At 72.7% G+C, this 21,635-nt stretch carries 21 protein-coding genes; 15 read left to right on the top strand and 6 right to left on the bottom strand.

Annotation, left to right across the window (positions count from 1 at the left end; translation table 11 throughout):
- Nucleotides 1-29 precede the first annotated feature (29 nt).
- Both D6B71_RS10590 and D6B71_RS22735 read right to left on the bottom strand, forming a co-directional pair.
- Nucleotides 30-1,580 carry a CYTH and CHAD domain-containing protein gene (locus D6B71_RS10590; protein WP_164519616.1) on the bottom strand — a complete coding sequence of 517 codons (1,551 nt, stop codon included), beginning with the start codon at nucleotides 1,578-1,580 and terminating at the stop codon, nucleotides 30-32.
- Between the two features lie 83 nt (nucleotides 1,581-1,663).
- Entirely contained in the window at nucleotides 1,664-1,876 is a 213-nt protein-coding gene (locus D6B71_RS22735) for a three-helix bundle dimerization domain-containing protein (protein WP_164519615.1), read from the bottom strand.
- A 102-nt stretch (nucleotides 1,877-1,978) separates the two neighbouring features.
- On the opposite strand from D6B71_RS22735, the gene D6B71_RS10585 reads away from it, so the two are divergent.
- The 7 genes from D6B71_RS10585 (at nucleotide 1,979) to D6B71_RS10555 (ending at nucleotide 8,545) form a co-directional block, all read left to right on the top strand.
- A complete protein-coding gene (locus D6B71_RS10585; protein ID WP_121254786.1) occupies nucleotides 1,979-2,830 on the top strand; it encodes an acyl-CoA thioesterase domain-containing protein in 852 nt (283 codons plus the stop codon).
- A gap of 74 nt (nucleotides 2,831-2,904) precedes the next feature.
- The gene (locus tag D6B71_RS10580) at nucleotides 2,905-4,083 is read left to right on the top strand and encodes a glycerophosphodiester phosphodiesterase (RefSeq protein ID WP_121254784.1); all 1,179 of its coding nucleotides are present in this window, start codon (nucleotides 2,905-2,907) and stop codon (nucleotides 4,081-4,083) included.
- A 112-nt stretch (nucleotides 4,084-4,195) separates the two neighbouring features.
- A complete protein-coding gene (locus tag D6B71_RS10575) occupies nucleotides 4,196-4,492 on the top strand; it encodes a hypothetical protein (RefSeq protein ID WP_126688232.1) in 297 nt (98 codons plus the stop codon).
- Nucleotides 4,493-4,541: 49 nt separating this feature from the next.
- A complete protein-coding gene (locus D6B71_RS10570) occupies nucleotides 4,542-6,032 on the top strand; it encodes a M15 family metallopeptidase (protein ID WP_126688231.1) in 1,491 nt (496 codons plus the stop codon).
- 37 nt (nucleotides 6,033-6,069) lie between these two features.
- Nucleotides 6,070-6,489, top strand: coding sequence for an HIT family protein (locus D6B71_RS10565; protein ID WP_121254778.1), 420 nt, complete (start codon nucleotides 6,070-6,072; stop codon nucleotides 6,487-6,489).
- A gap of 103 nt (nucleotides 6,490-6,592) precedes the next feature.
- Nucleotides 6,593-7,360 (top strand): SDR family NAD(P)-dependent oxidoreductase, encoded by a 768-nt coding sequence (locus D6B71_RS10560; protein ID WP_121254776.1) that lies wholly within the window; start codon nucleotides 6,593-6,595, stop codon nucleotides 7,358-7,360.
- Nucleotides 7,361-7,540: 180 nt separating this feature from the next.
- The gene (locus tag D6B71_RS10555) at nucleotides 7,541-8,545 is read left to right on the top strand and encodes a DUF3048 domain-containing protein (RefSeq protein WP_164519614.1); all 1,005 of its coding nucleotides are present in this window, start codon (nucleotides 7,541-7,543) and stop codon (nucleotides 8,543-8,545) included.
- 151 nt (nucleotides 8,546-8,696) lie between these two features.
- On the opposite strand, the gene D6B71_RS10550 is transcribed toward D6B71_RS10555, so the two are convergent.
- Nucleotides 8,697-9,419 (bottom strand): TetR/AcrR family transcriptional regulator, encoded by a 723-nt coding sequence (locus tag D6B71_RS10550; RefSeq protein ID WP_121254773.1) that lies wholly within the window; start codon nucleotides 9,417-9,419, stop codon nucleotides 8,697-8,699.
- Between the two features lie 130 nt (nucleotides 9,420-9,549).
- Between D6B71_RS10550 and D6B71_RS10545 the strand changes: the two genes are divergently transcribed.
- From D6B71_RS10545 to D6B71_RS10525, 5 genes are all read left to right on the top strand, one after another.
- The gene (locus D6B71_RS10545; protein WP_240641306.1) at nucleotides 9,550-10,140 is read left to right on the top strand and encodes a hypothetical protein; all 591 of its coding nucleotides are present in this window, start codon (nucleotides 9,550-9,552) and stop codon (nucleotides 10,138-10,140) included.
- Between the two features lie 76 nt (nucleotides 10,141-10,216).
- Nucleotides 10,217-10,786, top strand: coding sequence for a YqgE/AlgH family protein (locus tag D6B71_RS10540; RefSeq protein WP_121254771.1), 570 nt, complete (start codon nucleotides 10,217-10,219; stop codon nucleotides 10,784-10,786).
- Nucleotides 10,787-10,811: 25 nt separating this feature from the next.
- Nucleotides 10,812-11,087, top strand: a complete 276-nt coding sequence (locus D6B71_RS10535; protein WP_206051694.1) for a DUF3039 domain-containing protein — start codon at nucleotides 10,812-10,814, stop codon at nucleotides 11,085-11,087.
- Nucleotides 11,084-12,883 (top strand): DEAD/DEAH box helicase, encoded by a 1,800-nt coding sequence (locus D6B71_RS10530; protein WP_121254766.1) that lies wholly within the window; start codon nucleotides 11,084-11,086, stop codon nucleotides 12,881-12,883. Before D6B71_RS10535 ends, D6B71_RS10530 begins: the two co-directional genes overlap by 4 nt.
- Nucleotides 12,884-12,917: 34 nt before the next feature.
- Nucleotides 12,918-13,622, top strand: a complete 705-nt coding sequence (locus tag D6B71_RS10525) for an IclR family transcriptional regulator (RefSeq protein WP_121254764.1) — start codon at nucleotides 12,918-12,920, stop codon at nucleotides 13,620-13,622.
- Here D6B71_RS10525 and D6B71_RS10520 read toward each other — a convergent pair.
- The 3 genes from D6B71_RS10520 to D6B71_RS10510 form a co-directional block, all read right to left on the bottom strand.
- On the bottom strand, nucleotides 13,619-15,238 hold the full coding sequence (locus tag D6B71_RS10520; RefSeq protein WP_121254762.1) for a methyl-accepting chemotaxis protein: 1,620 nt from the start codon (nucleotides 15,236-15,238) through the stop codon (nucleotides 13,619-13,621). The genes D6B71_RS10525 and D6B71_RS10520 overlap by 4 nt on opposite strands.
- A 181-nt stretch (nucleotides 15,239-15,419) precedes the next feature.
- Nucleotides 15,420-17,048, bottom strand: a complete 1,629-nt coding sequence (locus D6B71_RS10515; protein ID WP_121254760.1) for a methyl-accepting chemotaxis protein — start codon at nucleotides 17,046-17,048, stop codon at nucleotides 15,420-15,422.
- 76 nt (nucleotides 17,049-17,124) lie between these two features.
- Nucleotides 17,125-17,634 (bottom strand): Lrp/AsnC family transcriptional regulator, encoded by a 510-nt coding sequence (locus D6B71_RS10510; RefSeq protein ID WP_121254758.1) that lies wholly within the window; start codon nucleotides 17,632-17,634, stop codon nucleotides 17,125-17,127.
- An 83-nt stretch (nucleotides 17,635-17,717) separates the two neighbouring features.
- Here D6B71_RS10510 and hppD point away from each other — a divergent pair, with 83 nt between their 5' ends.
- The 3 genes from hppD (at nucleotide 17,718) to D6B71_RS10495 (ending at nucleotide 21,623) form a co-directional block, all read left to right on the top strand.
- Nucleotides 17,718-18,941, top strand: coding sequence for a 4-hydroxyphenylpyruvate dioxygenase (hppD, locus tag D6B71_RS10505; RefSeq protein ID WP_121254757.1), 1,224 nt, complete (start codon nucleotides 17,718-17,720; stop codon nucleotides 18,939-18,941).
- A 54-nt stretch (nucleotides 18,942-18,995) separates the two neighbouring features.
- Entirely contained in the window at nucleotides 18,996-19,568 is a 573-nt protein-coding gene (locus D6B71_RS10500) for a DUF1697 domain-containing protein (RefSeq protein WP_240641305.1), read from the top strand.
- 135 nt (nucleotides 19,569-19,703) lie between these two features.
- Nucleotides 19,704-21,623 (top strand): bifunctional metallophosphatase/5'-nucleotidase, encoded by a 1,920-nt coding sequence (locus D6B71_RS10495; RefSeq protein ID WP_240641304.1) that lies wholly within the window; start codon nucleotides 19,704-19,706, stop codon nucleotides 21,621-21,623.
- Nucleotides 21,624-21,635: the final 12 nt, after the last annotated feature.

Here is a 21,635-nt window from a genome sequence, read left to right as displayed (position 1 = left end):
GGGGGGAGGCTCGCGGGCCGCACATCCGCTCATCCGCTCAGCCAGGAGCGCAGCCCCGAGGTGGGCGGCAGATCGTCGTAGACACCCGGGTAGCGGCCGGCCAGCTCCGCGGCCCGCGCCTCCTCGAGGGCGTGCAGCCGCCCGAACGTGAACCCGTTCTCGCCGGCCAGGTGCGCACGCACCCCCAGGTCACGCAGCACGCGGCGGGCCACGACGGTGTCCTGGTGCTCGCCGAGCAGCTGCTGCAGCGCCTTCGCCCGCGACGACAGCTGCGCGGCCTGCCCCCCGACGATCGGGCCGGCGGACTCGGCCGAGTAGCGCAGCCGCTTCGCGGCCTTGCGCACGTCGTGCAGGGCCACCTCGCGCCGAGCCGGGGAGTCGGCGGCCAGGTAGGCGCGGTGTCGGCGCTTCACCCGCCGCAGGTCGCGGCGCAGCAGTGTCGCCAGCATCCGGTCGGCGGGCTGCCGGGCGTCGGGCCGGGTCGGCGGCTCGTCGAGGAAGCGCTCGAGCCGGTCGAGCAGCCGGAAGTAGCGCGAGCCGTCGAGCTGCTCCTCGGCGGCGGCGCGGGCCGCGGTGAAGGCCGCCCGCAACTCGTCGTCGATGCGCCGGGCGACCGGGCCGAGCACCAGCTCGTCGGCCTGCTCGCCCACGAGGCCGAGCAGGCGCTCGCGAGACACCTGCGCGTCGCGCGCCGCCGACAGCACGCCGCCGAGCCAGCGCAACTCCTCGCGCAGCGCCAGCGCCTCACCCCGATCGAGGACAGGCGCGTACGACGCCAGGGCCGAGCGCAGCCGGCGGGCCGCGATCCGCAACTGGTGCACGCCCTCCTGGTCGCCCGTTCGCAGCCGCCGGTCCTCCTCGTGCAACCGATGCAGGTGCTCGGCCAGGTAGCCGACCAGAACCTCGCCGGTCGAGGCGTCCGCGCCGACCGGGCCCGCGCTGCGCCACGACGGGGTCGGCGGCAGCGCTTCGGCGAGCACCCGGCCCAGCTTCGAGGCGCTGGCCGAGGGGTGCGCGCCGGCCGCAAGCAGCAACGGCTCGGCGTCCTCCAACAGCTCCGGCGGACCGTCGACCAGCTCGAGCTCCCACTCCCGCCAGCGCTCGACGCCGGCCCCGGTCCGGGCGCTGCGGGCCTCTACGCGGTCGTCGCACAGCTCGGCCAGCACCTGCCCGTCGGCGTCCAGGAGCCGGTGCGCGACGCGGTGGGTGCGCAGCTCGGCCGACACGAGCATCGGCCGGTCACGCACGATCGCCCGGACCCGGGTCAGCAGCTCGGCGGGCACCGTCTCGTCGGCATCGTCTGGGTCCGCGATCGGCACGTGGACCTCCTCGCGCCGTCCCTCGCCGGCGGGCAGCTTCAGGTGCCAACCGTCGTCGACCCCGCCGACCCGGCGGCGCAGCGTGACGCGCGCCGCGAGCAGCGAGAGTCCGTCGGTGTCGAAGTAGGTCGCGACCTGGTCGAGCTCTTCGGCGGGCGCTACCTCGGCCACCTCCGGCAGGCCGGAGAGGTCCGGGACCTCGCCGCCGTCGGGCGCGACGTCGTACTTGCGCTCGACCTCGTACTGCCGGTTGGCGGACACCGCCGTCACCTCGCCCTCCGCTGGTCCGATAGCCCGTCGTCGCGATCCTGGCACAGCGACGTGACGGCGCCGGACGGGCCAGATCAGACCAGGCGGTTCATGACCTCGCGCTCGACCAGGATCGGCAGGAACTCGCGCACCCGGCAGTCGCGGTACTCCTCGTACACCCGGGCGACCTGCTCCTCGATCGCCTCGACCGGGTGGTCGGGCAGTCGCTCGTGCAGAGACTCGTGGAGTCGGAGGATCTGCTTCTGCTCGTGATCCTGGGGGTCGCGCGGGCGCGGCAGCGTCGTCATGGCTCCCGTCTACGCTCCCGCCTCGGCGTGTCAGAAGGGTCTTCGGTCCCAGACGTCGGGTGTGCGTGCTCACGCTGCCGGACGTTCGGGGAGGATGAGCGCGTGCAGATCAGCTACTTCCACCTCGACGGCGACGACGACACGCTCCTGGTCCCCAACGACCTGGCGTGCAGCGCCTGGAGCAAGGACCAGATGCACGGCGTCGCCGTCAGCGGCGCGCTCGCCCGCGGCGCCGAGCAGGTCACCGACGCCCTCGGGCTCGGCGCGTTCGTGCCGGCCCGGTTCACCGTCGACCTGTTCCGCCCCGCCCGGATGGTGCCCGGCCGGGTGAGCGCCCAGGTGGTGCGGCAGAGCTCGCGGCTGTGCCTCGTCGACGTCGACCTCACCCAGGGCGAGGACCGCGTGGCCCGGGCCAGCGCCCTCTTCCTGCGGCCGACCGAGTCCGGCACCGGCGAGCTGTGGAGCCCGGCCGAGCGGCCCGGACCGCCGCCGGAGGACGTCGTCCCGCCCAGCGACCGGCCGCGGGTGCCGTTCATGCACAGCTCCGCGGAGTGGTCGCAGAACTTCCTCGAGCACCAGAACGGCGCGCGCAAGGAGTCGTGGAGCACCGCGGTGCCGGTCGTGCACGGCGAGCCCGCCACCCCGTTCCAGGCGGCGGCGGCCAGCGCCGACGGCGCCAGCCTGGTGCTCAACTGGGGCTCGAAGGGCGTCGAGCACATCAACACCGACCTCACGCTCACCCTCGCGCGACGCCCGGTCGGTGTCGAGATCGGCCTCTCCGCGGTCGACCGGGTCGAGATCGACGGCGTGGTCGTCGGCACCGTCGCGGTGCTCGACCGCGAGGGCCCGCTGGGCAACGTCGTGGTGACCGCCCTGTCCAACCTCAAGCGCGCCATCGACTTCGCCGACGTGCAGTACGACGACGACGGCCAGCGGGTCGCGCCGAACGTCTGATCCGCCGCCGGCACGACCCCCCGCCGTCACTCGGGGCTCACCGGCCGGTCACCCGCGGTCGATGGGCTGCGGGCATGCACTCTCGGACCACGCCCCTGCGGCGCACCGCCGCCACCCTCACCGCCACCCTCACCGTCGGCCTGCTCGCTACCGGAACGCTCGTCACCCTGACGGGCACGGCCCATGCCGAGGCCCCCGCGCCGGCCGCGCAGGCGCGGCCCGACCACCGGCAGGCCACGCCGATCGTCATCGCCCACCGCGGCGCCTCCGGCTACCGGCCCGAGCACACGCTCGCGGCGTACCGGCTGGCGATCCGGCTGGGTGCGGACTACATCGAGCCCGATCTGGTCGCCACCAAGGACGGCGTCCTGGTGGCCCGTCACGAGAACGAGATCAGCGGCACCACCGACGTCGCCGACCACTCGGAGTTCGCCGACCGACGCACCACCAAGACCATCGACGGCCGTCCGGTCACCGGCTGGTTCACCGAGGACTTCACGCTCGCCGAGCTCAAGACGCTGCGCGCCGTCGAACGGCTGCCGGAGGTCCGTCCCGACAACACCCGCTACGACGGTCGCTTCGAGGTGCCGACGTTCGACGAGGTGCTCACGCTCGTCCGGGAGGAGTCGCGCCGCACGGGACGCCGGATCGGCGTCTACCCCGAGACCAAGCACCCGACGTACTTTGACTCGATCGGCCTCTCGCTCGAGGAGCCGCTGGTCAGGTCGCTGCGCCGCCATCGACTCGACCGGGCCAAGGCCCCCGTCGTCGTGCAGTCCTTCGAGACCGCCAACCTGCGCGACCTCGACACGATGACCAGGGCGCCGCTGGCGCAGCTGCTGAACGGCTCCGGGGCGCCCTACGACCTGCAGGCCATGGGCGACCCGCGCACCTACGCCGACCTGGCCACCCCCGCCGGACTCGCCGAGATCGCCGAGTACGCCGACGGCATCGGTGTCCACAAGGACCTCGTCCTGCCCCGCGACCCCGCCACCGGAGCGGCCTTCGAGCCGAGCGCCCTCGTCTCCGACGCGCATGCTCGGCGCCTGGTCGTCCACGTGTGGACGATCCGCGACGAGAACCAGTTCATGGCCACCAACTTCCGCCGCGGCACCGACCCCGACGCGAAGGGCGACGTGCACGCCGAGGTCACCGCGTTCCTCGAGGCCGGGGTGGACGGGGTCTTCGCCGACCACCCCGACTCGGCGGTCGACGCCCTCGAGGACTGGCTCGGCGCTGCCGGCCGAGGCTGATCACCATGGCCCCACGGGGCATCGCGTGACCCCGGGACGGGTACCTGCGTTGACGATGAGGGGGGTCACTCCACCTGGACACGGAGGGAGAGGACCCATGCGCAGGAACTGCTTGAGGCATGAGCTCGCGATGCTTCGGATGGTCGGCGCCTCGCTCAGGGGCGCCACGGAGGCGGGCGACCACACCGCGCAGCACGCCCGGGTGCTGCGCGAGATCCACGACTGCCCACGCTGCCGGCGTCGGCGCGGGGAGGTGAAGACCATGACGCTGCTGGTCACGCTCACCTGCACCGACGACGCCGACGTCGCCGGCCTCGGCGACCTCGAAGACGTGGCCACCGTGGTGGAGGAAGCGCTGCCGGCCCGGCTGCCGGAGTCGGTCGAGGCGGTGACGGTGAAGGTTGCCTGACCGCGATCGATGACCCCTGGACTGGACCAGGTGAGGCACACTGCCCTGCATGGAACTCGGTCCATCGACGACAGCCGGCGAACCCGCACCACCGAACGTGCCGGGCCGGGCTCGGCGCTGGCAGGCGGGTGCGGTGGTCCTCGCCGTCGTCCTGAGCCTGGCTGCCGCGGCACCGGCCACCGCTGGCGAGGGCGACCCGGGCGACCCCGGCGAGCCGCCCACGGAGCCGGCGCCCACCACGCTGGTGCTCGACGGAACCCGCGCCCACGCGGGGTCCGTCAGCACCCTCCGGGCGACGCTCACCGCGGAGACAGGCGAGCCCGTGCCCGGTGCCGCGGTCACCGTGGAGCGGCGGGTCGACGGGCAGTGGTCGACCTTCACGGTCCTGACCACCGACGAGGCCGGGGCCGCGACCGCCGAGGCGACGTTGCGCAAGACAGCCGGCGACAACACCTTCCGGGCCGGCTATGCCGGCGACCCGGCCTGGGCGCCGAGCAGCAGCGGCCGGGTGGGCGTCGAACTGCGCAAGGTCCGCACCCGGGTCACCATCGGTGGACCGAAGCGGGTGGTCGACGGCCGGACGGTGACCCTGCGGGTGCGGGCGCGGACCGCCGGCGGCGACCCCCTCGCCGTACCCGTCCGGGTGCAGCACCGCCTGGCCGGCACGAAGCGGTGGCGCCACTTCCGGACCATCCGCACCGGCGGGCAGGGCAAGGCCGAGCTGCGCGTGCGGCCCCGAGTCGACAGCCGCTGGCGGGCGCGCGTGCGGGCGACCGACTGGCTCCGCCGTGACCAGAGCCGGGTGCACCGCCTCGACAACCTGCCCCCCGGCGACCCGGTCCGGCTGCCCGCGGGCGCGCCCCGGCCGCGGGTGAAGCTGCCGCGGCAGGCGCGCGCGGTGGGGCAGGGCGCCAACCCGGTCATCACCACCATCCCCGACACCGTGTGGCGCTCGATGGTCGGCCGCAGCTGGCACGCCGGCTGCCCGGTCGGCCGCTCCGGGTTGCGTCTGCTGCGCATCAACTACTGGGGCTACGACGGCTACCGCTACCGCGGCGAGGTCGTCGCGGCCTCCGGAGGGGTCGGCCAGATGTCGGCGGCGCTCGCCGAGATGTACCGGCGCAAGCTGCCGATCCGCTCGATGTACCGCGTCGACCGGTTCGGCTGGTCCCGGCGCCTGCAGGGAGCCGACGACTACCGCTCGATGGCGGCCGGCAACACCTCGGCCTTCAACTGCCGCCACGTCGTCGGCCGGCCCGGCGTCCGCTCGCCGCACTCCTACGGGCGGTCACTCGACGTCAACCCGTGGGAGAACCCCTACCGTGCCTCCCACGGCTGGACCCCCAACTCCTGGTGGGTCGGGCGCAGCCATCCCCGGGTGGCCTGGCGCTCGCGCAGCCACCCCGTCGTCGCGCTGATGTCGCGCCACGGCCTGCGCTGGACCTACGGCACCAGCGACTCCCACCACTTCGACGCCACCGGCAGCAGCGGCCGGGTGTTCGTGCCTCGCGGGTGCGCCGGCGCGGAGACCTGCAAGTGATCCGGCCGCGCACGGCGTCCGGGAGGCCGAGCCGCTGATGGGGGAGCAGGGCTGCGTCTTCTGCGCCATCGTCGCGGGCGACCTGCCGGCCGACGTCGTGCTCGACGAGGCCGAGCTGGTCGCCTTCCTCGACCAGAGACCGGTCTTCAAGGGCCACCTGCTGCTCGTGCCGCGCGCGCACGTGGCCACGCTGACCGACCTGCCGACGTCGCTGCGAGACCCCTTCCTGGAGGCCGCGCAGCGCCTGGCCGCCGCCGTCGTCGACGGGCTCGGAGCCCAGGGCAGCTTCGTCGCGATGAACAACGTGGTCAGCCAGTCGGTGCCGCACCTGCACCTCCACGTCGTCCCCCGCACCAGGGGCGACGGGCTGCGCGGCTTCTTCTGGCCACGGCACAAGTACGCCGACGCGACCGAGCGCTCGGCGTACGCCGCGAGACTGCGCGCGGCCCTGGGGTGAGCCTGTCCTAGGGTGTGGTCTCGGCAGGCTCGACCACCGGGGGCAGGCTCGACCACCGGGGGAGCCACCTCGACCATCGCAGGAACGTCTTCAGGAGGACATCATGGGTCGCTTCGACGGGCGCGTCGCCGTCATCACCGGTGCGGCACGCGGCATCGGCTTCGGCACCGCCAAGCGGTTCGCCGAGGAGGGCGCCTCGGTCGCCGTCATCGACCTCGACGAGGCCGCTGCCGTCGAGGCCGCCGGCCGGCTGCCGCTCGCCGACGGCGCCAAGGCCGTCGGCATCGGCTGCGACGTCAGCGACGCCGCCTCGGTCGACGCGGCCATCGCCCGCACCGTCGCCGAGCTCGGCGGCATCCACGTGCTGGTCAACAACGCCGGCATCACCCGCGACAACCTGCTGTTCAAGATGTCCGAGGACGACTGGGACCTGGTCATGAACGTCCACCTCAAGGGTGCGTTCTTGATGACCAAGGCCGCCCAGAAGCACTTCGTGGAGCAGAAGTACGGCAAGATCCTGAACCTCTCCAGCGTCTCGGCGCTCGGCAACCGCGGCCAGGCCAACTACTCCGCGGCGAAGATGGGCGTGCAGGGCTTCACCCGCACCCTCGGCATCGAGCTCGGCCCGTTCGGCATCAACGCCAACGCGATCGCCCCGGGCTTCATCGCCACCGAGATGACCGACGCCACCGCGGCCCGGCTGAAGATGGACGTCGAGGAGTTCCGCAAGCTCAACGCCGAGGCCAACCCCGTCAAGCGGGTGGGCTTCCCCGAGGACATCGCCGCCGCGGCGGCGTTCCTCTGCAGCGACGAGGCGTCCTACATCACCGGCCAGACCCTCTACGTCGACGGTGGCGGCAAGCTCGGCTGAGTCGCCACCGACCGCGCGGCCCCGCCGCGCGACCCGCGCCACAGGTGGGCGCGCCTCCCCGGCCGGGGACCGGCGCGCCCACACACTTGAGGTCGCGTTCCACCGCAACACCGCAAGCCCCCGCAAGTGCAACCGCAAGCCCCGCGCCGCACCGGCGCGCCACACCCTGGGAGTCCCGTCGTGCGCCGTGCCCGACTCTTCGCCACCGCCCTGATCGCCACCAGCGTCCTGCTGGCCGGGTGCGGGGGAGGCGACGACGAGGAGAAGGCTCCCGCCGCGGGCGAGCCGACGCCGGCCACCCCCGAGGAGCCGCAGTTCTGGCCGCTCACCGGCCTGGAGGTGCCCACCGGTGACAGCGCCGCGAAGAAGCACCCGGTCATGGTCGTCAAGATCGACAACTCGCCCTCCAGCGCCCCGCAGGTCGGGCTCGGCTCCGCCGACCTGGTCGTCGAGGAGCTGGTCGAGGGCGGCACCACCCGGCTGGCGACCTTCTTCTACTCCGAGCTGCCCGAGGTCGTGGGCCCGGTCCGCTCCATGCGGGCCACCGACATCGGCATCGTCTCGCCGGTCGAGGGATCCGTCGTCACCAGCGGCGCCGCCGGCGTCACCATCACCCGCATCAAGGACGCCGGCATCGAGTTCTTCGCCGAGGGCGCGAAGGGCTTCTACCGCGACGACTCGCGCAGTGCCCCCTACAACCTGTTCACCGACCTCAAGGAGACGGCGACGCTGGCCGCGGGCAAGCCGGCCCGACCCGGCGACTACCTGCCCTGGGGAGAGGCCGGCGACCTGCCGCAGGGCCAGCCCGCGAAGACCATCGCGGCCAGCTTCGGCAACCACACCACGAACTGGACCTTCCAGGGCGGCAGCTACACCCAGGTCGACGGCTTCGCCGCCGACGGCGACGAGTTCGCCGCCGACACCGTGCTGGTGCTGCGCGTCGAGGTCGGCGACGCCGGCTACCTCGACCCCGCGGGCAACTCCGTGCCCGAGAGCAAGCTCGAGGGCAAGGGCGACGCCATGATCTTCCACGACGGCCGCCTGGTCCGCGGCGCCTGGTCGAAGGCGGGCCTCGATGCACCCATCGAGCTCTCCACGCAGGCCGGCCCGCTCACCGTCCCCGCCGGACACACCTGGATCGAGCTGGTGCCCGCCGCCAACGGAGACGTCACCTTCACCAAGTAGCACGCCGGGACTCCGTCCCACACCGCTGCGCGGCGCCGGGAGAGGCTTGGAGCTCGCTGCGCTCGACGTCAGTGATTCCCGCCGTTTCGCGGCGGGTCGGGGAAACGATCGACGCGTCGGCGGTGGTCGGCCTGGAAGTCAGTCGCCCGCGTCAGTCGTCGGCCGCGGCCTCGGGCAGCTGCTGGGGCTCGTCGGCCCCGGTGCCGGGCAGCGGGACGCCCTGGTCGGCGAGCGCCTGGAAGCCCTGCAGGATGAAGGCGATCGCGGTCTCGACGCGCTGGGCGGCGGCCACCGGGTCGTCGGCGCTCGAGACCGACTCGCCGGCCGACGACATCGCGCCGAAGAAGATCCGCGCGAAGGTCTGCAGCATGTCCTCCTCGAGCTCCCACGTGCCGGCGCTGAGCACCGAGCGGACGATCTCGAGCACGTTCGCGAACGTCGAGCGCTCCTCCTGCTCGCGGTAGCGCTCGTAGCCGAGCACCGAGGGACCCTCCTGGATCACGATCCGGCGATAGCTCGGCTCGCGCACCACGGCCAGGAACGCCTGCAGGCCCGCGAGGGCCTTCTCCCAGGGGTCCTTGCTGCCGCGCAGCGCCTTCTGGATCGTCTTCGACGCATCGGTCTCGACCCGCTCGAAGACCGCCTCGAACAGTGCCTGCTTGCCGCTGAAGTGGTGGTAGAGCGCCCCCTTGGTGACCCGGGCGCCGGCGACGATCGCGTCCAGCGACGTGGCGGCGTAGCCGTTGGTGGTGAACAGCTCTTCGGCGACGTCGACCAGGGCCCGCTTCGTCGAGGCGGAGTACTGCTGGCGGCGGCTGACGCCGGGGACCCCCGGCACCTTCGGCACGAGTTTGGACGCCGTCGACTTGGCCATTCGCGCAGTCTATGACCGACCGGCGGTATGCGTGAGCACCGTCACCAGGGCAGGGCGTTTGGATACCGATAGTCGAAGTCATACTCTGGGTACGTACTCGCGGTATGTGAGTCGACGACGAGGAGCCGACATGAGCCCGACCCCCCGTGCCACCACCCGTGCCAACCCCCGAGACACCAGCCCCTCGACCCGCCGCGGCCGAGCTCCGCGGCCCAACCGCGGCGACACGCTGCGCCGGGTGATCGCCGTCGCCGACCAGCGATGCGACGGTCGGCTGCCCCGCGACGTGCCCGGCGTCGCCGAGACCTTCGAAGACCAGCTCAGCCTGGTCGGCGCGCTGCAACTGCGCTGGCACACCCGGCTGTCGGGGCGCATCGAGCGCGAGCTGATGGCCCAGCCCCTCGACCTCGAGGACGCGGTCGTGGCCGCCTGGCGCGGCGCCGCCGCCGAGATGCCCGGCGTCCGCGCCATCCTCGACCGACAGCGCAGCCAGCCCGGCGATCGTGCGACCGCCGCCGCGATGGCCCGCGCCACCATCAAGGAGCGCACCATGCTCGCGGTGATGGCGGGGCGGGTGAGCGCCGAGGACGCCGCGGCGCTGCGCATCGGCGAGCAGATCGAGCTGCGTGCCCGCGCCGGCCTGACCCCGCCTGCGGCTCCCACCCGCCGGCACCACCGGGCCGGTCTGCTCGACCGGCTCAAGGCGGTCCTGCCGGCCTGACCACCTCGCCGCCCCGTGCCGAGCGCCGAGCGGGACGAGCCTGGGACCGAGCCGGCCGGTGAGCCATGATGGGCCCATGAGCGAGCTGCGGGCCGGGATGCTGCTGGTCGCCACGCCTGCCCTGCTCGACCCCAACTTCGCCGAGACGGTCGTGCTGCTGCTCGACGTCGACGAGCAGGGGGCTCTGGGCGTCGTGCTCAACCGGCCCTCGCCGGTGCCGGTCGCCGAGGTCCTCTCCGACTGGGGAGAGCTGGTCGCCGAGCCCGAGGTGCTCTTCCAGGGCGGCCCGGTCAGCACCGAGGGCGCACTCGCCGTCGCGCGGCTCGGTGACGCCAGCGACGTGCCCGTGGGCTTCCAGCAGCTCGCGCTGGACGGTGCCGGGCGCCTCGGCCTGCTCGACCTGGACACCCCCGTCGAGCTGCTCGCGGGCACCATCGACCGGCTGCGGATCTTCGCCGGCTACGCCGGCTGGGGGGCCGAGCAGCTCGTGAACGAGGTGGAGGAGGGCAGCTGGTACGTCGTCCCCGGCGAGGAGGCGGACGTGTTCCGCCTCGACACCCGCGACCTGTGGCGCGGGGTGCTGCGTCGCCAGCCCGGGGAGCTGGCCTGGCACTCCACCAGGCCCGCCGACCCCGAGCTCAACTGACGTACAGTGGGGCCCCGTGACCACCATCGGATTCTCCACCGACACCGACGTCCGTGAGGACCGCCGGACCGTCCCGACCGATGAGGGCGACCACGAGCGGTTCTCGCACTACGTGGACAAGTCCAAGCTGACCGAGGCCATGGTCATGGGCACCCCGGTCGTCGCCCTGTGCGGCAAGGTGTGGGTGCCGAGCCGGGCCCCCGAGAAGTACCCCGTCTGCCCGGACTGCAAGGAGATCTGGGAGGGCCTGGGCCCCGGCGGCTCGGGCGACGGGTCCGGCGGCTCGGGCTCCGACGCGTGACCGGGCGGCCCGAGGTCGCCCCCCAGCCCAACGCGCTCACCCCGGCCTGGCCGGAGCGGGCCGCGTGGGGGACGGCGCCGTCGCTGCGCGCCTGGCAGTCCGCGGCGATGCGGAAGTACTTCGACACCCTGCCGCGCGACTTCCTCGCGGTCGCCACGCCCGGCGCCGGCAAGACCACGTTCGCGCTGTCGGTGGCCGCCGAGCTGCTCGGTCGCCGGCTGGTCGACCGGCTGGTCGTCGTGGCGCCGACCGAGCACCTCAAGACGCAGTGGGCCGAGGCGGCGGCGAAGGCGGGCATCCCGCTCGACCCGGCGTACGCCGCCGGCAAGGGCCGCACCTCCAAGGACTACCTCGGCGTCGCCGTGACCTACGCCGGCGTCGCCGTCAACCCGCTGGCGATGCGCATCCGCACCGAGCGGTTCAAGACGCTGGTGATCCTCGACGAGGTGCATCACGCCGGCGACGCGCTGTCGTGGGGCGAGGGCATCCGCGAGGCGTTCGAGCCGGCGGCCCGGCGGCTCTCCCTGACCGGCACTCCGTTCCGCTCCGACGTCAACCCGATCCCGTTCGTGACCTACGAGCCCGGCCCCGACGGGATCCCGCGGTCGGTGGCCGACTACACCTACGGCTACGCGCACGCGCTCGCCGACCACGTGGTGCGCCCGGTGCTCTTCCTGGCCTACTCCGGGCAGATGCAGTGGCGCACCCGCGCAGGCGACGAGATCGCGGCCCGGCTCGGTGAGCCGCTGACCAAGGACATGACCTCGCAGGCGCTGCGGACCGCGCTGGACCCCAAGGGCTCCTGGATCCCCTCGGTGCTCGAGGCGGCCGATCGCCGGCTCTCCGAGGTACGCCGCCACGTGCCGGACGCCGGCGGGCTGGTGATCGCGACCGACCAGGACTCGGCGCGCTCCTACGCCAAGACCCTGCGCTCGATCACCGGTGAGGCGCCGACCGTCGTGCTCTCGGACGAGAAGGCGGCCTCGAAGAAGATCGCCCAGTTCAGCGAGGGCGACGCCCGGTGGATGGTCGCGGTGCGGATGGTCTCCGAAGGGGTCGACGTGCCCCGGCTCGCGGTCGGCGTCTATGCCACCACCACCGCGACGCCGCTGTTCTTCGCGCAGGCCGTCGGACGCTTCGTGCGCGCCCGCAACCGGGGCGAGAGCGCGTCGGTGTTCGTGCCGTCAGTGCCCTCGCTGCTCGGCTTCGCCTCCGAGATGGAGGTCGAACGCGACCACGTGCTGGGCAAGGTGGTCCGCGACGACGACGACATCTTCGCCGCGGAGCAGGAGATGCTCGACCGCGCGAACGCCGCCGAAGGCGCCTCCGACGAGCTCGAGGGCAGCTACGAGGCGCTCGGCTCCGAGGCCCGGTTCGACCGCGTCCTCTACGACGGCGGCGAGTTCGGCCACGAGGGCGAGGTGCACGTCGGCAGCGAGGAGGAGATGGACTTCCTCGGCATCCCCGGCCTGCTCGACCCCGGCCAGATGCGCGAGCTCCTCCAGGCCCGGCAGAGCGAGCGGCGCAAGAAGCAGCGGGCGACCGAGAGCGCGCCGGCGAGGCCACGGCCCGACACGGTCGCCGAGGTCTCCACCCACGAGCAGCTGGGCGTGCTGCGCCGGGAGCTGAACGGGCTGGTCGCCGCCTGGCACCACCGCACCGGCCAGGCGCACGGCATCACCCACGCGGCGCTGCGCAAGGAGTGCGGCGGCCCCGCCGCGGCCGTGGCGACCGCCGACCAGCTGGCCGCGCGGATCGACCGGATCCGCGAGTGGGCGACCCGCAAGTCCGGGTGACCCGGCCGGCCGCGGGCTCCCTACACTCCCGGGCATGGCCGCCGAGACCTCCCAGACCCTCGACCGGGGGCTGCGGGTCCTCGACGCGCTGGCCGCGGCCGACGGCGGGCTGACCGTCAGCGAGCTGGCGGCGCGCCTGGACGTCAACCGCACGGTCGTGCACCGGCTGGTGAACACGCTGGCGCAGCGCGGGCTCGTGCGGCGCGACTCCCGGGGCCGGCTGCACGTCGGGCTGGGCGTGCTGCGGCTCGCGGCAGCGGCCGGGCCCGTGCTGCGCGACGTCGCGACGCCGGTGCTGCGGGCGCTGGCCGAGGAGGTCGGCGCCACCGCCCATCTCAGCGTCGCCGACGGCGAGGAGGCGGTGGCGATGGTCGTCGTCGAACCGTCGTGGACCGACTTCCACGTCGCCTACCGGGTGGGCTCGCGGCACCCGCTCGGTGTGGGCGCGGCCGGCCGAGCGATCGGGCTGGCGGTGCCGGCCACCCCGGGCCCGGACGGCGAGCGGGCGGCGTACGAAGTCAGCAGCGGCGAGCTCCAGCCGGGGGCCAGCGGGCTGGCCGCCCCGGTGCTGGGCGTGGACGGATTGTCCGCCAGCGTCGGCATCGTGACGCTGGGCGCCCTGGACGCCGCGCTGGTGGGGCCGCGGGTCGTCGCGGCCGCCAGCGCGCTGGCCGAGCGGCTGACCGGCGCCGAGCCGGCCCAGCCGGATCAGCCAGGCCAGCCAGGTCAGCAGGATTAGTAGGAGAAACGCCCGACCAGCTGCTGCAGGTGGGCGGCCATGCCGGCGAGCTCGTCCGCGGCCTGCTTGGTGCTCTCGGCCGCGACCGTGTTGTCGACGGCGGCCTGGGACACACCCGCCAGGTGGCCGGCGATCTCGCCGGACCCCGAGGCGGCCTGGGCCACGTTGCGGCTCATCTCGTTGGTGGTGGCGGTCTGCTCCTCCACGGCCGAGGCGATGGTGGTCTGGCTGTCGCTGATCTGCGCGATGATCGCCGAGATCTCGCCGATCGCGACCACCGCGTCGCGGGTGTCGGCCTGAATGGCGTCGATGCGGCGGCTGATGTCCTCGGTGGCCTGGCCGGTCTCCCGGGCCAGCTCCTTGACCTCTCCGGCGACGACGGCGAAGCCCTTGCCGGCCTCGCCGGCCCGGGCGGCCTCGATCGTCGCGTTGAGCGCCAGCAGGTTGGTCTGCTCGGCGATCGCGTTGATCACCTTCACCACGTTGCCGACCTCGACCGAGGACTCGCCCAGCCGGGCGACGGTCGCGCTGGTCGCCTGGGCCGCGCCGACCGCCCGTTCGGCGACCGAGGCGGCGTCGGCGGCGTTGCGGGCGATCTCGCGGATCGACGCCGACATCTCCTCGGTGCCGGCGGCCACCGTCTGCACGTTCGTGGAGACCTGCTCGGCGGCGCCGGAGACCCGCTCGACCTGCGCCGAGGAGGTGGTGGCCGCGCCGGTGAGGTCACCCGACAGCGACGAGAGCCCCTCCGACGCGGAGGTGAGGGCCTCGGCGTTCGCGCCGATCTGGCGCAGGGAGTCCGAGAGGGAGCGGAGCACCTCGTCGAGGGCCTCGGACATCTGCCCGACCTCGTCGTTGCCGGTGACTCCCGAGCGGACGTCGAGCCGGCCCGACGCGACCAGCCGCAGCTCCTCGACGACCCGCTTGAGCGGCCGGCTGATCGACCGGGTCACCGACGCCAGCAGCAGGAGGGTGACCAGGCTCGCCAGGGCGAGGCCGATCAGCACGTTCCGCCGGCCCGCGGACTCCTCGCTCTCGGCGTCCGCGCGCAGGTCGTCGACCCGCGCCTGGATCGACTCGTTGAAGGCGGTGACGGCGTCGTAGACCGCGGACCAGGCCGCGCCGGCGTCGCCGCCGTTGACGCTGTCCATGACCGGGCCCATCGCCTTCTCGCCCTGGCTGGCCAGCATCGCCCGCAGCTTCGCGTCCTCGGCGAAGAACTCGCCGAAGGACTCCTCGGTGTCGGCGATGATCGCCTTCTCCGCAGGTGTCAGCATCGATAGGTCGGCCGTCGCGTAGAGCTCCTCGATGGCGGCCCGGGACTGCTCGAAGCCCACCAGGTTGTAGGCGTCCTCGGCGATGGCCGCCTCGACTCCGTAGGCGCCGACGTCGGCGAGGTAGAGCCCCTGCCAACCGGTGATCTCGTTGATGAAGACGAGCAGGTGGTCACCGATCTGCTGGCCGGCCTCCACGCGGTCGACCTCGTCGCGGGCGGTGGAGACGTCGGCCTGTGCCTTGAAGTTGAACGCCAGCGCGGCGCCGATCAGGGCGCCGCAGACCAGGAAGACCGCCCCGAGTCGCATCCCGATCCGTAGGTCACGCACTCGTCGCAGCATCCTGGGCACGCCCGTCTCCTCGTCCGCGAGGAGGCTCCGTTGCCCCCCGCTTCGTCCGAGAGCACCCATCGGCGGGGGAGTCGGTGCGACCGAGGGACCAACGTCCCGATCTGCCCGGACCGACAGCACCGCCCGCCGGAGGTGCCGGCGGGCGGTGTCTGGGTTCTGCCCGGATCCGGGTTCAGTAGGTGAAGCGGCCCACGAGGCGTTGCATGTCGGCGGCCATCCGGGCCAGCTCGTCGGCGGCCTGCTGGGTGCTGCCCGCCGCCGTGGTGGTCTCGGCCGTGCTGTGGGCGACGCCGGTGATGTTGTCGGCGATCTCGGTCGAGCCGCTCGCGGCCTCGGAGACGTTGCGGGCCATCTCGTTGGTGGTCGCGGTCTGCTCCTCGACCGCCGAGGCGATCGTGGTCTGGGTGTCGCTGATCTGGGCGATGATCGAGGAGATCTCGGTGATCGCGGTGACCGCGTCACTGGTGTCGGCCTGGATCGCCTCGATCCGGCGGCTGATGTCCTCGGTGGCCTGGCTGGTCTCGCGGGCCAGCTCCTTGACCTCGTTGGCGACGACCGCGAAGCCCTTGCCGGCCTCGCCGGCGCGGGCGGCCTCGATGGTGGCGTTGAGGGCGAGCAGGTTGGTCTGCTCGGCGATCGCGTTGATCACCTTGATCACGTTGCCGACCTCGACGGAGGACTCGCCGAGCTTGGCCACCGTGCCGCTGGTCGACTCCGCGGTGGTGACCGCGCGGGTGGCGACCCCGGCCGCGTCGGCGGCGTTCTTGGCGATCTCGCGGATCGACGCCGACATCTGCTCGGTGCCCGCGGCCACGGTCTGCACGTTGCGCGAGACCTGCTCGGCCGCGCCCGCGACCAGCTCGGTCTGCGCGGCGGCCTCCGCGCTGGTGCCGTTCATCTGGGCCGACACGCTGGAGAGCTCCTCGGACGCGCTGGCCAGCGCCTGGGCGTTGGCGTCCATCTGGCGCATCGAGTCGGTCAGGGTCTCGAGCGCCTCGTCGAGCGCGGTCGACATCTGGCCGACCTCGTCGTGGCGGCCCAGCGCGGTGCGGGTGTCCAGGTGCCCGGCAGCCACCTCGCGCAGCTGCTCGACCATCCGTCGCATGGGGCGGCTGATCGAGCGGGTGACCATGACCAGCAGCACCACGGTCAGCAGCATGGCGAAGCCCAGGATCGAGTAGACGCGGGTGCGCTCGTAGGAGGTGCGGTCCTCGATGGCCTTCTCGAGCTTCTCCACCCGGGCGTCGATGAGCTGGGAGTAGCGGTCGCTGGAGTCGTACGTCGCCGACCAGGCCTCGCCGGCCGCGCCGTTGTTGATGCTGTCCATCACGGCGGGCAGGGCGTCGAGACCGTCGCTGCGCAGCATGTCGCGCAGGACCAGGTCCTCCACGAAGAACTGGTCGAAGCTGGCCTGGACCTCGTCGATGATCGCGTCCTCGTCCGCGGTCAGCTCGGAACGGTCCATCTCGGCGAACATCTGCTCGATGCCGGCCTGCGCCTCGGCGAAGCCCTGGACGTTGTAGCCGTCGTCGGCGAGCCCGTTCTTCACGCCATAGGCCGCGACATCGCCGATGTAGAGGCCCTGCCAGCCGGTGATGTCGTTGATGGCGATCAGCAGGTCGTCGGCGATGCCCTGGGCCTCCTTGACCCGCGCGATCTCGTCGCGGTCGCTCTCCGTGCCGGCCGACGCGTAGGCGTAGAACGCCACCGCCGTGCCGATGAGCAGCCCGCAGATCGAGAACACGGCGGCCAGCCGGACTCCGATCCGCAGGTTGTCGAAGCGTCGCAAGAGTGCGCGCATGGGGGGCCTCCTCTGGGACGCGGCGCCGGTCGTCCGGCGGCCATCTCGACAGGTCGTCGAGAGTCCCATCGGCCGCTCACCGGTCGCGCTGAGCCGGTGAAGGTAAAGAACCCCCGGGGGGACCCCCGCGGGCGGCGAGCGGCAGCACCCGGTGCGGCACCTGGGTGGCCAGTGCGATCACCGTCGTGCACCGGGTGATGGCGGGCTCGGCGAGCACCTGGTCGATGACGCGCTGCAGGTCGGCGTTGGAGCGCGCCACCACCCGCACCAGCATGTCGCCGGCCCCACTCGTCGTGTGCGCCTCGAGCACCTCGGCGATGGCGGCGAGGTGCCTGCCGACGGCGTCGTGGCCGCCCTGACGGGCGGCCTGGCGGATCTCCAGGGTCAGGAACGCCGTCACCGGATAGCCGAGGGCGGCGGGGGAGAGGTCCGGGCCCCAGCCGATGATCACGCCGGAGCCGGCCAGCTTGTCCAGGCGCGCCTGGACGGTGCCGCGGGCCACCCCCAGCCGCCGGGAGGCCTCCAGTACGCCGATGCGGGGCTCGGCGGCGAACAGGGTGAGCAGATTGCGGTCGAGGTCGTCGATGGTCAGCCTCCGGACTGCTCAGATTGCTCAGTGATCTGGGTCACTGTTGCACAGGTTGCCGTGGTCTCGGCAGGGTCGCCGCCATGACTGTCACCTCGGGAGCACCCCAGACCCGCGCCCTGACCACCGAGGAGCTGCGCGCCGACCTCACCCTGGAGCAGCTGCGCCAGCTCGTCGGGCTCGTCGAGTACGACGACAGCAGCGACCCGTTCCCGGTCACCGGCATGGACGCCGTCGGGTTCGTCGTCGGCAACGCCACCCAGGCGGCCGCGTGGTACCAGCTCGCGTTCGGCATGGACCTGGTCGCCTATCGCGGCCCCGAGACCGGCACCCGTGACTCGAAGTCCTACGTGCTGCGCTCCGGCAGCGCCCGGTTCGTGCTCAGCGGCGGCGTGACCCCCGACAGCCCGCTGCTCGACCACCACCGCCGCCACGGCGACGGGGTGGTCGACCTGGCCCTTGAGGTGCCCGACGTCGACCGCTGCGTCGACCACGCCCGCGCGAGCGGGGCCACCGTGCTCGAGGAGCCGCACGACGTCTCCGACGAGCACGGCACCGTGCGGGTCGCCGCGATCGCCACCTACGGCGAGACCCGGCACACCCTCGTCGACCGATCGGCGTACTCCGGTCCCTATCTGCCCGGCTACGTCGCGGCGCAGTCCACGATCACCCGCCCGGAGGGGCACCCCCGGCGGCTGTTCCAGGCCGTCGACCACTGCGTCGGCAACGTCGAGCTCGGCCGGATGGACGAGTGGGTCGACTTCTACCGCCGGGTGCTCGGCTTCACCAACATGGCCGAGTTCATCGGCGATGACATCGCCACCGACTACTCCGCCTTGATGAGCAAGGTGGTGGCCAGCGGCAACCACCGCGTGAAGTTCCCGCTCAACGAGCCGGCGGTGGCCCGCAAGAAGTCGCAGATCGACGAATACCTCGAGTTCTACGCCGGCCCCGGCTGCCAGCACATCGCCCTGGCGACCGGCGACATCCTCACCACCGTCGACGGGATGCGCGCCCAGGGCGTGGAGTTCCTCGAGACCCCCGACTCCTACTACGACGACCCCGAGCTGCGCGCCCGGATCGGCGAGGTGCGGGTGCCGATCGAGGAGCTCAAGCGGCGCCGGATCCTGGTCGACCGCGACGAGGACGGCTACCTGCTGCAGATCTTCACCAAGCCGGTCGGCGACCGGCCGACCGTGTTCTACGAGCTGATCGAGCGGCACGGCTCGCTGGGCTTCGGGAAGGGCAACTTCAAGGCGCTGTTCGAGGCCATCGAGCGCGAGCAGGAGGCGCGCGGCAACCTCTGACTGCTGCGTCCCAGGCGTGGCGGACGTCGCCCCGCGTCGGCCATCATGGCGGTCGTGAGACCCACGACGTACGTCGCGTTCCTGCGGGCGATCAACCTCGGCGCGAAGCGGAAGTTCCCCAAGGCCGACATCGCGCGGGCGGTCGAGGCCGCGGGTGGGGCTCGCGTCGAGACCTACATCAACACCGGCAACGTCCGCCTCGACTTCGCGTCGCGGTCGGTGCGCAAGGTCGAGACGGCACTGGAGGCGGCCTTCCACGCCGACCGCGGGTTCGAGGTGCCCACGATCGTGCTGAGGCCCGCCGAGCTCGTCGCCATCGACGCCGACGCCGAGCGGTTCGCCGCCGAACACCCCTCCGATCAGCCCGGGCGCCACTACGTCTCGCTGCTCAAGCAGGCGCCGGACGACGAGGCGCTCGAGGCGTTCCGCGCGGCCGTCGCGCCGCTGCAAGACGTCGGGCAGCTCGCGCGCGTCGGCGGCCGGGCGGTGCACCTGATGATCGACGGCGACTACCACACCTCCCAGCTCACCAACGCGCTCGTCGAGCGCCATCTCGGGGTGGCCACCAACCGCAACCTCACCGTGCTGCGCACCCTCGCGGGCCGCTGGGGCGAGTCGTCGGCGTGACGTCCGGCACCCGCTGAGCGGCGCCGTCCACCCCGGCGGGTGAAAGTGACCTGTCCGTGACCCACGCGTGCGGCGGGAGGAGTAGAACGTGATGGCCGGCGACCGTCGGCATCCCTACCCTTCGGGAAGAGTGTGATGAGCTCACCTGACTCCACCCCCACCGCCCCTGCCGCCGTCGACGCCACCGCGCCGATGCCCGCTACCCGCCGGGCGCTCCTGACCGGGGCGCTCACCGGTGGCGCCGCCCTCGCCGCCGCCGGCTACTCCCCGGCCGCGTGGGCCGACGAGGACGTGCAGCGAGGCACGCCGGGTCGCCGGATCCGGGTCACCGTGCTCGGCACGACCGACCTGCACGGCAACGTCTACAACTGGGACTACTTCAAGAACGCCGAGTTCGACAACAAGACCCACGACGACATCGGCCTGGCGAAGGTGGCCACGCTGGTCAAGGGCGTGCGAGCCGAGCTGGCCGCCAAGCGGAACCCGCACCCGGTGCTCACGCTCGACGCCGGCGACACCATCCAGGGCACCCCGCTGGCCTACTACTACGCCAAGATCAAGCCGATCGGGGGCGACGTCGTCCACCCGATGGCGACCGCGATGAACCTGGTCGGCTACGACGCCGCGGCGCTGGGCAACCACGAGTTCAACTACGGCCTCGACCTGCTGCGCACCTTCGAGGACCAGCTCGACTTCCCCCTGCTGGGCGCCAACGCGGTCGACCCGGCCACCAAGCGGCCGATGTTCCCGCCGTACGTCATCAAGCGCTACCGGGTGGGCCGCGGGCGGACCCTCACCGTGGGCGTCCTCGGCCTCACGAACCCCGGCATCGCGATCTGGGACAAGGCCAACGTCGAGGGCAAGATGGAGTTCCCGGGCCTGGTGGAGCAGGCGCAGAAGTTCGTGCCGATCATGAAGAAGAAGGGCTGCGACCTGGTCATCGTCTCGGCCCACTCCGGCGCGGACACGTCCTCCTCCTACGGCGACGCCCTGCCGTTCCCCGAGAACGCAGCCTCGCTCGTGGCCGAGCAGGTGCCCAACGTCGACGCGATCCTGGTGGGCCACGCCCACAAGGAGATCCCGCAGCGGTTCGTCCGCAACGCCGAGACCGGCCAGCAGGTCCTGCTCGTCGAGCCCTACTACTGGGGCATGCGGCTCGCGGTGATGGACTTCGTCGTGCAGGAGACCTACAGCCGCAAGGGTCGGCTGAAGTGGGTGCTGGTCTCCTCGGGCGGGCAGGTGCTCAACTCCAACACCGTCGAGGAGGACGCCGAGGTGGCCGCGGCGCTGCGCGAGCAGCACGACACCGTGGTGGGCTACGTCAACTCGGTCGTCGGCACCTCGGTGAGCGAGCTGCGCGCCGAACGCGGCGTCGTCGAGGACATCGCGATCATGGACTTCGTCCAGTACGTCCAGGCCGGGGCGGTGAAGGCCGGGCTCACCGGCGCGGACGCCGCGCTACCGGTGCTGTCGATCGCGGCGCCGTTCGCGCGCGGGGCGGTCTTCCCCCAGGGGGAGGTCAGCGTGCGCGACGTGGCCGGCCTCTACATCTACGACAACACCCTGCTCGGAGTGCGCATCACCGGCAAGCAGCTCGCGGAGTACCTCGAGTTCTCGGCGCGCTACTTCAAGACCGTCACCACGACGACCGCACCGGTCGGCGAGGTCACCAACGCCGTGACCGAGACGGCGCCCAACGGCACCCCGGACTACAACTTCGACTCGGTCGCCGGGCTCGACGCGCCGCTGACCTACGACATCGACCTGGCCCAGCCGGTCGGCTCCCGGATCAAGAACCTGGCCTACGACGGCACCGCCGTCACCGACGACCAGCAGTTCGTGATGGCGGTCAACAACTACCGGCAGTCCGGTGGCGGCGGGTTCCCGCACGTGCCGACCGCGCCGGTCGTCTACAACCGGCAGAACGAGATCCGCCAGCTCCTCATCGACTGGGTGCTGGAGCACAAGGTCATCGACCCGGCCGAGTTCGCCTCGGTCGATTGGAGGCTCGTGGTCGGCGGCGAGCCGCTGACCGTCACCTTCCCGGCCGGCTGACCGCTCGCGACG

Source organism: Nocardioides ferulae, assembly GCF_003660455.1.
Lineage (GTDB): Bacteria > Actinomycetota > Actinomycetes > Propionibacteriales > Nocardioidaceae > Nocardioides > Nocardioides ferulae.
The sequence above is the reverse complement of the archived record's forward strand: the minus strand, read 5'-3'. Positions and strand labels throughout refer to the sequence as shown.